Raw genomic sequence first — 10,195 nt, forward strand, 5'->3', positions numbered from 1 at the left:
CCTGCAAGTCGTGGCCGATGTGGTCACCCGGGATCCGGACAACCGCCCGGCACCGGTTCCCGGCCTCGCCGACCTGGTACTGGTCCGCTCGGACGAGGGTGGTCTGGCCCTGCCGGACGATCCGGGTGCGGCGCTCACCGTCAACGCCCTGGCCGACCTCGCGCGGGATGCGGGCGCCGGGGAGCAGGACCTGCGGGTGCTGATGGACGACGGCGCCCGACAGGCGGCGATATTCGGCCGGCTGGCGGACGCCCTGGGCCGCGATGTGCTGGTGACACCGGCGGGGGCGACGGTCCAGCCGACCGCGGCAGCCGCGGTCCGGACTGAGGCCGTGCCGGTGAACCGGGCGAGCGGCGAGGTGGTCGACTGGGTGCTGATCCAGCCGGCGTCGCTGCGCACCGGGCTGCCAGGCTGGTACGACCTGGCCGGTGGCCTGGTCCTGCACCGCGGCGGGCTGGTCACCCTGCCGTTGCCGAACGGCCTGGAGTTCGCCGACCGCGAGGGTTACGTGGTGCGGCGGGCGGCGGCCAGCCAACTGGGCACCACGCACCCCAACCTGGCGACCGTGGCACTCGCCACCCGCGGCGGCGGCTTCGTGCTGTCCACGTACCGGGGGCGCAGCGGCGTGCACGGCGCAGACGAGGTCGCCGCGGCGCTGTCATCGATCCCCCTGTACGGCGGTGACCTGCGGCTGTGGCTGTGCTGGCCGGTGGACGACGCGGAGCAGCGCAAGCTCGACGACCAGGTGCGTGCGCTGGCCGAGGCGACCGGCGCGACGGTGTGGACCCCGCCGGTCGGCGCGGAGGCGGTGCTGCTGAAAGGCTGCCAGGACCTGGCCGCCCGGGACCGGTCGGGTCAAGCGGTGCCGTGGCGGGCGGTCCGTCCCCCGCACACGTCCGGTGAGTCGGTCTTCGACACCGACCTGGACGGGCGGCTCACCCCGGCGGACGGCGTCACGATTGCCTCGGCCGGCGAGGTGGCGCTGATGAGCACGTCGCCGCGGCGCGAGGCGGCCATGCGGGACCGGTACCGGGAGCTGACCGCCGAACCGGGCATGACGCTCGTCGACCTGACGATCATGGAGGACGGCCGGCTGGGGCTGCGCCACGGTGACGGCAGCTCGTTGGCCGCGGGCACCGCCCAGCTGCGCCGGCTCCTCGAGATGTCCGGCTGGCGCGGCGAGGACCTGATGCTGCTCACCCCCGTCCCGCCGGAACGGGCCGACCGCCTGCACGAGCACCTGCGGGTGCTGGAGGACGAGCTGGGTGTGGAGGTGTGGACGCTCACGCCGGGTGCGTTGGTGTCGGTGCAGGACGGGTTGCCGCGCGCCGTGGACGAGCAGCGGCTCCCGGCGCGCTGGCAGCGTGCGGCCGGCGCCGGTCCGGACCAGGAGGGCGGCCGGTGGCGCAACGACGACGGCTGGCTGGTCCCGCTGCGGCAGCGGATCCCGGAGTCCGCACCCACCGGTGCGGCCGTGGCGGAGCCGGCCGCGATGGCCCCGGCGACGGCCGGTCCGCTGCCGCCGCCCAGTCCGCGGCCACCGCTGACGGTGTCCGCGCGGGGCAGCCGCCCGCACGGTGTCAGGTGGCTACCGGAGCGGCCGGAGGTCAACGCGGCACCGGTGCGGCTGTGGCTGTCGTCGCCCTGGCCGGCGCAGCGCGTCGCGGTCGAGGGGGTGCCGTCCGCGAATCTCTACCTGGTCGGTCACCTGGCGGGCGGCCCGCTGGCCCAGACCAACCCGCAGCGGCACCTGCTGTGCCTGCGGGTGGAGGCGGGCGGGGCGGTGCACCTGGGCCGACTGGGCGTCGACCTGCCTGCGGACCTGCGCCACCAGGTCGCCGAGGGCACGTACCTGCTGCCGGCGGGATGGCTGGACCTGGCCCGCCTTCAGCAGGGCTATCGCGTGGACGAGGCCGGGCAGCCTCGGGATCCGGTCGAGCTGCCAGCAAACCCGCTGACGCTGCGCTGCAAGGGCGCCCGGCACGGCGCCGACGGCCTGCCGAACGAGGTGGTGTTCGCACCGCGCGGCGGGCGGATGTGGGCGGTGGTGCCGGACCGGCCGGGCGCCGAGGTAACGGACGACGACCTGCTGGTGCTGCTGGCGAAGCGTCCCGCCGTCCGGGCCGGCCACCGGCTGATCCGTCTGCAGATAGCACCGAACCGCGCGGTGGACGTGGTGGCCAGCGCGGCCGCGCTGGCCGGCCTGACGTCGGTACGGTCACGCCTGCCAGAGCTGGTAGCGAACGGGGTGACGATGCTGCTGCCCAGCCGTTACTACGAGCGGACGACGGTGGACCAGGTACTGCACGCCGAGAACGACCGGTGGCGGCCCCGGGCCAAGGGCATCGAGCTGCCGCTGTCCAGCCTCATCGCCCCGGACCGGCGCTGACCGTGGCGGCTCCGGTAGGGAATGTCCCGGCCAGCACCGCGGTGGCCAGCTCGACCCGGGAGCGGTAGCCGGTTCGGGCGAACAGACGGCTCAGTCGGCCCTCGACGCTCTTCTCACTGTTCTGCGTTGCCGCCGCCAGCTCCTTGTTGGACAGTCCGTCGGCGACGAGGACGGCAAGCAGCCGGTCGCCCTCGGCGACAGTCTCGGCACGGCCGGCGACCGAGACGCCACGTTCCCGGGCGGCCCGGCGAAGCCGGGAACGGTGCAGCAGCGCCCCGAGGTCGCCGAGTATCTCGTACGCCTCGGCGAGCGCGACCGGGTTCCGGCCGGCCCAGCGCACCGCGCGTTCCAGGGTGCGCGCCAGCTCGTACGGCTGCCCCAGAGCCCGCGCCCACTGCACCGCCTCGTCCGCCGCGGCGGCGTCCCCGTCGGTGATCATGCGGACGGTGGCCGCCCAGTACGCGGGCAGCGGCGCCTCTCTCGCCGCCCGCGCGGTGACCGGGTCGCCGTGTTCGGCGGCCAGTTCGGCGGCCAGCACCCACAGCTCCCCGGCGGCCGACCGGTCAAGCGCGACCCGCACCGTCCGAGCCGCCGCCTGCGGGTCTCCGAGGGCGCGGTGCAGGTCGGTGAGCGCCGGCGCCAGCAGGTGCAGCGGCTGGTCGGCGGCGGCGTCCAGCACGGTCCGGGCGCGGGCCGGACGGCCCTGGGCGAGGAGCACCTCGGCGGCGACGCGGGCGACCGACGGGCCGGTTCCGGCCTTTCCGGCGGCCTCGGCGAGGACGGCGCCGTCGAGGGCTGCGGTCCACCGGCCGGCCCGGAAGTCGAGGAGGCACCGGTCGGCCAGGGGCAGCCGTGCCGGGTGCAACCCGGCCGCGACCGGATCACCGCCGCGGGCGCCGGTGAGGGCCGCTGCGGCCCGCCTCCGCTCGCGGCCGGGCCCGGTGTAGCGGCCTGCGGCATCCGCGTCCGGTGCGGTCCCGGCGAGCAGGGCCACGGCCTCGTCGCGCTGGGCCGGGGTGAGGTCGTCGGCGTAGGCGGTCAGCAAGGGCTCCAGAACGCGGTCCGCCTCGTCGCGGAGCCCCCGCCGCAGCATCGCCGTCGCCTCGCTCAGGGCGGCCTCCGCGTGGTCGGCGGCCGAGCCGCTGAGCTCGGCGGCGGCGGCCCACCAGCGCGCCGCGTCGGCCGGTGACCGGCCCGCCTCGGCGGTCGCGACGTCCCGCAGCTGCGCGACGGCCCGGTCCGGGTCGACCGAGGCACCGGCTTCGGCGAGACGGTCGGGTAGGTAGTGCGGATCGGTTACGGCGGACGGGTCGGCCCAGAGAGTCTCGACTGCGACCTGGGCGATGCGGCGCCGTTCGTACGGGCCGTGGCCGGCGACGAGACCGAGCGCCAGGGCGGGCGAGGTGACGGTCCAGCCGCCCGACCCGCAGCGGACGATCCCCTCCGTCCGCGCGGCGGCGAGCTGCCGGCGTACCTGGTCCGCCGTCAGTCCGAGGGCCCGCTCGATGAGCGCTGGCGCGGCCGGGCCGAACGGTTGCAGCACGGCGAGAGCCCGCGCCACCGCGCGCGCCGTTTGGTCGAGTCGGTGTACCGGCCGCAGGATCTGGTGCCCGGCAGGGATGAGCGGGACGGCGGCCGGGTCGCGCAGGCCGGCCCGGCCGTCGGCCACCACGAGTTGCCCGGCGTCGCGGTATCCGGTGACGACCGCGTCGATCGCGGCGGGCAGGCCGACGCCGTACCGGCGCAGCGCCGCGGCCAGGTCCTCGTGCGGGGTGGCGCGCAGCATCCGGGCGGCGAGCGCCACGGCGTCGTCGGCGCGCCGCGGCCGCAGCGGTACGACCCGGGCACGGAGACCGGGCCGTAGCCGCAGGACGGGCGGGCCGCCGGTACGGACGGCGGCCACGCACAGGATGGGCGAGCCCGCCGGGTCGTCCAGGACGTCCCGGATCGCCTCCGCCGACTCGGCGTCGGCCCACTGGGCGTCGTCGAGCACGAGGATCAGCCCGGGCCGGCGGCGCAGCAGGCCGGCGAGGGCAGCGGCCGGCGGCTCGGCGGCCCGGCCGGACGGACGGGCGGGGTTGAGGGAGGCGAGGATGCGTCCGGCCAGGTACCACGGCTCGCCACGGTCCTCGGGAGCCAGGCGCAGTGCCAGCACCGGTGTGCCCTGCCGGGCGGCGGCGACCGCGGTGGCCCGCAGGGCGTAGCTGCGGCCGACGCCGGGCGGTCCGGTGACCACTGTGAGCGCCGGCCCGCCCCGCAGGTCGACGCCGTTCACGCGTAGCCGGTGAAGTCGGCGGCGGTGAGCAGGCGCATGTCCGCGTCGGTGAGCCGGTCGGACGCGGACAGCCGGGACGCCTGGCGGTCGGCCATCCACTCGAAGACCTTGCGGGCGGTGCGGCCGTTGCCGAACGTGCCTGTCTTGGGAATGGCCTCGAAGTGGTCCAGCAGCAGCGCCGCCAGCTCCTCGTCCAGGCTGTAGTCGTGCCGGCGGCACTGCTCCTCGACGATGGTCACCAGCTCGGCGGCGCTGTAGCTGAGGAACTCGATGGTCCGGCTGAACCGCGACTCGAGGCCGGGGTTGGTGTCGAGGAAGCGCTGCATCTCGTTGGAGTAGCCGGCGGCGATGACCACGACGTCGTCGCGGTGGTCCTCCATCAGTTTCACCAGGGTGTCGATCGCCTCCCGGCCGAAGTCCGGGCCGGTGCCGCCACGGCCGGTGCTGAGCGTGTACGCCTCGTCGATGAACAGCACGCCGCCGAGCGCCCGGTTGAACGCCTCGGTGGTTTTGATCGCGGTGCCACCGATGATCTGGGCGACCAGGTCGGCACGAGCCACCTCGACGAGGTGCCCCGAGCGCAGGGCGCGGAGGTCGGCGAGGATCGCACCGTAGAGCCGGGCGACCGTGGTCTTGCCGGTTCCGGGTGGCCCTGCGAAGACGAGGTGGCGGGCCATGGGCGGTGCACTGAGGCCGGCCTCCTTGCGGCGCTGCGACATCTTGTTCAGATTGATCAGCGAGGAAACCTCGTGCTTGACGCTCTGCAAGCCGACCAGGTCGTGCAGCTCGGCAAGGGGGTCGCCGGCACGGCGGATCTCGGCGCGCTCCGGTAGCGGCGTTTCGGTGTGGGCGGTGGCGGTACCGGCGGCGGTTGTCCCGTACGCGTCCGAGGCACCGTTGCGGGCGCTGCTCAGCCCGTCCACGGTCAGCTCGCCCGGCACCAACTGCCGCAGCCCGGACCCGCGGTTGTCGCGGACCGCGCAACCGGTCAGGCGCACCAGCTCGGCGCTGGCGATGGTGACGCCGTTGCCCGCGTTGCCGTCGAACTCCGACTCCACGATCACGCCGGACGCGCCAGCCGCCACCACGCACCCGTCGGCCCGGCCGTCGTGCACCCGGCAGTGGGTGAGCGACAGCTCGGCTCCGGCGCCGGCCTCGACCCCGGCGCCGCCGGATCCGGCGATGTCGGCGTCGGTGCAGGTGAGGACGGCTTGGGCGACCCGCAGGCCGGTGGCCGTCGCGCCGCGCAGGCTGAGCCCGGTGACGGTGGTACGCGCCGAGTCCTCGACGGTCAGGCCGTGGCCGCCGGGCCGGTCCACGGTGACGTTCTCGAAAGTGCCGCGGGCGCCACCGGTGACCACGACGGCCGTGCCGGTGCAGCCGGACACCTGCAGGCGGCGGAAGAACGGGTCCGCGCCGCCTTCGATCCGGACCGCCACGTCGGCGCCGCCGTCCACCTCCAGTTCGCTGAACTCGGGTGTGGAGCGCTCGTCCACGCTGACCGCCGCGGCGCCCGCCGCGGAGATCGCGCAGCGCTCGAAGACACCCGCGGCCTGCCCGACGAAGCGGAGGCCGTTCCGGCCGGGCGAGCGCACCTCCACCCGCGTCAGCCGTGGCGCGCACCGGCTACTGACGAACACGCCGTCATGGCCGTTGCCGGCGATCGTGCTGTCCTCGACGGACACCGCCCCGGTGGTGGCCAGGTACGCGCCGATGCCGTCGCCACCGGTGACGGTGAGCCGCCGGATCACCGCGGCGGCCTGCTGCTCGACCGCAAGGGCGGGCTTGGCCGCGGCGATGATCTCGCAGTCCTCCAGGTCGATGGACGCGCGCCCGTTGAGGCACACGCCGTTGCCGCCGGCGCCCTCCACGGTGCTGGCCCGCATGCGCAGAACGCCGCTCTCGCCGACCACCACGCCGGACGTACCGAGTTGGACGAGGCGGCAGTCGTCGAGGACACTGCCGGTAGCGGCGGTGACCACCACCCCGGCGCCGGTCTGGTTGGTGATGCGGCTGCCGCGCATGGTGAGGGCGGCACGGCCGAGGACGAAGACGGTCGCCCAGGAGCCCGCGGTCAGCTCGCACTCGGTCACCGCGAGCTGACCGGCCTCGAACGCCACGGCCGGGCTGTCCGCGTCAAGCGCCTCGATGGTCAGCGCGTTGAGAGCCGCGGACTCGGCGGTCAGCACCACGGCCGGGCCACTGGCCGCTGTGATCATGACGGTGCCCGGCCCTTCCTCGGCGGCCACGGTGACCACCTTGTCCAGCACCAGGTTCTCCGGGTAGTGACCCGGCGCCACCATGATGAGCGCGCCGGGCTCCGCCTTCTGCAACGCCTCACGGATGCTGCGGCAGGACCCGCCGGCGGTCCGGGAGACGAGGATCCTCTTGCTTTTCACGCCGGGTGTTACCTCCACGTCAGCCGGTCAGGACACCGCACCGAGCACGTCCGTCCCCAAGCTCGCCGCGGCCAGCTCCACCCGGGAACGCAGGCCGGTGCGGGCGAACAGTCGAGTCAGGTAGTTCTCGATGGTCTTTTCGCTGAGCCGCAGGCGAGCGGCGATCTGCCGGTTCGTGCGTCCGCCCCGCAGCAGCTCGATGATCTGCAGCTCGACCGCGCTGAAGGCGGGCCGGGCGCCGCGCGTCTGCGGCAGCGGCATCCCCCGCCGGCGCATGGCCACGGCGACCGCCGCCCGGGTCGGGGCCGCGCCCAGCGTCCGAGCCAACGCGTGCGCCTCCAGCAGCCACGTCCCGGCGTCCGCGGCGGTCCATCCGAGCGCCAAGGTGGCGTGCCACAGGTCGAGGCAGTGACCGCGCGCCCGGATGTGACCGGCGCCCTCCGCCGCGGCTGCCGCGTCCCGGTCGGTGAGCGCGTGGATCAGCGACGCCGCCTCAGCGGTGAGCCGTTGGCCGTCGGTCGCCCGCAGGGCCCGCAGCCGGGCGCACGCTGTGACGGTGCCGAACCGGGCGCCGATCTCGGCGATCCGGACGAGCAGTTGCTCGACGCCGATCGCGCTGCCGTACGCCCGCTGCGCGTCGTAGGCGTGCCAGCCGGTGGCGATCCGCTCGGCCGCCTCCGCCGCGTCACGCGGCTCGGATCCGGGGCCGTTGCAGACCCACCAGCGCAGGGCCGCGTACGGCGGTTCGGCCGGCACCGACCGCACCCACTCGGCAGCGGCCTCGACCTGCCCGCGCAGCGCCAGCGCCTCAGCCGCCCACAGCCGGGCCAGCCTCGGCATCAACCGGTCCGGTGCCCCGGTGAGGTTCACCTCCCGGGCGGCGGAGAGCACACCGGCGAGGTCGCCACGGGCTCGCTGGTCGTGCAGCCGGTGGTACGCGGCGACCGGGCCGTCGACCGGCACGCCGTACCGGGCGTCGCCCAGCACCAGGCGCAGCACCGTGACCAGGTCGCCGAGGCTCCCGGCGCGGAGCAGCGGGTCGCCCACCGCCCCTGCGGCGAGCGCCCGGCGGACGGTGGCGAACTCGTGCGACGCCAGCAGCGACGCGCCCGCCCCGGCTGGGTCGGCGGCCGGGGCCGAGGCGCCGGCTGGGTCGGCGGCCGGGTCCGGGGCGCCGGCTGGCCACGCGTCGCCGAACGCCACCATGCCGTCCGAACCGTCCAGCGCCGTGTGCACTCGCTGCGGCACCGGATCGCCGGTGTGCAGGGCGGCGAGCAGCGCCGCGGCGGCCAGGTCGGCGCGGTCCGCGGACGGAACGCCACGGGCGGCGATCCGGTCCACCTCGGTGGCGAGCCGGGCGAACTGGCCGGTCCGGACCAGCAGCCGCAGCAGCCGCGTCTGGATGTCGCCGGCCGTGTCGCCGCCACCGGCGTGCCGCAGTGCGGCACTGAGCCAGTGCACCGCGCGGGCCGGTTCCCGCTCGGTCGCCCGTGCGGCGGTGGACAGCAACGTGACCGCGGTACGCCGATCCGGCGGCACCGCGGCACCGGCCGAGGTGACGTGGTCCGCGAGCGTGGCCCGGTCCGCGGGATCACCGGCTCCCGTGCGGCGGAACAGTGCGGCGGCAAACGCCCGGTGCAGCCGGGCCACCGCCTGCGGGCCGGCGTCGCGGACCAGGCGGGCGGCCAGCGCGGGACTCTGTGGCCGGATCCCGCCGAGCCGGTCGTCGACCAGCACCCCGTCGCACACCAACTGGTCCAGAACCGTGCCGTAACCGTCCGGGTCTCCGAGCGTGGCGGTGGCGAACAGCGGCAGGTCGGCCAGGCGGAACCGGGCCACCGACGCCATCGTGGCCAGGCGTACCGCGGCGGTGCCGTACGCGTGCAGCCGGGCGGTCAGCGGGTGGCCGGGCGGCAGCGGGATCGGCTCGTACGGGTCACGAAGACACAGGTGCTCGCCGGCCACGGTGAGCCGGTCGTCGTCGCGCAGTGCGTCGACGGTCGCCACGACGGTCGCCGGGTGCCCGGCCAGCGGGCCGAGCGCCTCCCCCAGGGCCGGGACGAGTGCGTCGTCGACCGGCGTGCCGTACCGGCGCCCGAGCAGGTCCCGCACTGCCTGGGCGGACAGCGGCGGCAGGTCGACGACCACCTCGGCCATCGCGTCGAGGCGGCCGGTCGCCGGCGCGTCCGGTTCGGTGGCGGCGACGACCAGGATGCCCGGGCGGGTGGCGGCACCCAACGCGAGGGCGCGGCCCGGCTCGCTGCCGGCGTCGTCGGCGATCAGTACGGCCGGGCCACGGCGGCCGATCAGGTAGAAGAGGGTCGCGGCCTCCCGGGCCATTGCGGCGGTCCGGCCCGGCGACAGGTCGGCGGGCGGCGCGCACAGCGAGCCGAGGGCAGCCACCGCCGCTGCCAGGGTCGGCTCGCCCAGCAACTCGTAGTGCCGCCGGACGGCGTGCAGCAGCGTCTCGAACCCCTCGGCGGGGCTCTCTCCCTGTCCCGGCCTGGCCGGCGGCAACCACAGCACCGTGGCGCCTTCCGCCCGCCAGGCGTCGGCGGCCGCGCCCAGCAGCGCCGTCCGCCCGCTGCCCGCGACGCCGCGGACCAGCGCGAACCGGCCGCTGTCCGCGGTGTCCCGCAGTGCGGCGGCCAGGACGTCGAGCTCCGCCTGCCGGCCTACGACCGTACGCCGTCTCTGCATGCCCGGTTCCTATCAGCGCGCGGGGGCGACGGAGCCGCCCTCGCCGGACGCCTCGGCAAATTCGGGGGGCATCCCTCGCGGATGGCGCTCCCCCAAGGTCAGGAAAATTTCGCCGACGGTGGCCAGCGAACGCAGGTAGCGCTCGTCGTCCTCGGTGGACAGCCACATCACCGACTCGACGGCGCCGCGCGACTCGTCCGGGTGGTGCACGTCGACGAGGACCGTCGGGGCCGCGCCGTCCGGCCCGAACGCGGCGGCGAGCCGCTGCCGGATTCGGGCGAGCGTGCTCTCCGCGTGGGTCACCCGCGCGGCGCGGCGGCGCTGAGGCGGCAGGATGGCGTATCCGGGGATCAGTTCGGCGATCAGGTCCGCCGGATGCCCGGCCGACACGTGCCGACGGCCGCCAGCCCAGATCATGCGGATAGTCATGAT

General features: G+C 75.7%; 5 protein-coding genes. 1 reads left to right on the top strand and 4 read right to left on the bottom strand.

The window, feature by feature from the left end:
* The first annotated feature begins 10 nt into the window (after positions 1-10).
* Complete coding sequence (locus AB0J90_RS25020) at positions 11-2,389, top strand: hypothetical protein (protein WP_363599669.1); 2,379 nt, start codon at positions 11-13, stop codon at positions 2,387-2,389.
* Here the strand turns inward: AB0J90_RS25020 and AB0J90_RS25025 are convergent.
* From AB0J90_RS25025 to AB0J90_RS25040, 4 genes are read right to left on the bottom strand one after another with little or no spacing between them, the layout of a single operon-like run.
* Positions 2,367-4,664, bottom strand: a complete 2,298-nt coding sequence (locus tag AB0J90_RS25025; protein WP_363599671.1) for an AAA family ATPase — start codon at positions 4,662-4,664, stop codon at positions 2,367-2,369. The genes AB0J90_RS25020 and AB0J90_RS25025 overlap by 23 nt on opposite strands.
* The gene (locus tag AB0J90_RS25030) at positions 4,661-7,063 is read right to left on the bottom strand and encodes a right-handed parallel beta-helix repeat-containing protein (protein ID WP_363599673.1); all 2,403 of its coding nucleotides are present in this window, start codon (positions 7,061-7,063) and stop codon (positions 4,661-4,663) included. The genes AB0J90_RS25025 and AB0J90_RS25030 overlap by 4 nt, the downstream gene beginning before the upstream one ends.
* A 27-nt stretch (positions 7,064-7,090) precedes the next feature.
* Positions 7,091-9,763: a LuxR family transcriptional regulator gene (locus tag AB0J90_RS25035; protein ID WP_363599675.1), complete on the bottom strand. Its 2,673-nt coding sequence runs from the start codon at positions 9,761-9,763 to the stop codon at positions 7,091-7,093.
* A 12-nt stretch (positions 9,764-9,775) separates the two neighbouring features.
* Entirely contained in the window at positions 9,776-10,192 is a 417-nt protein-coding gene (locus AB0J90_RS25040; protein WP_363599677.1) for a hypothetical protein, read from the bottom strand.
* Between the last annotated feature and the right edge of the window lie 3 nt (positions 10,193-10,195).

It is taken from the genome of Micromonospora sp. NPDC049523 (genome assembly GCF_040676775.1).
GTDB lineage: Bacteria > Actinomycetota > Actinomycetes > Mycobacteriales > Micromonosporaceae > Micromonospora_G.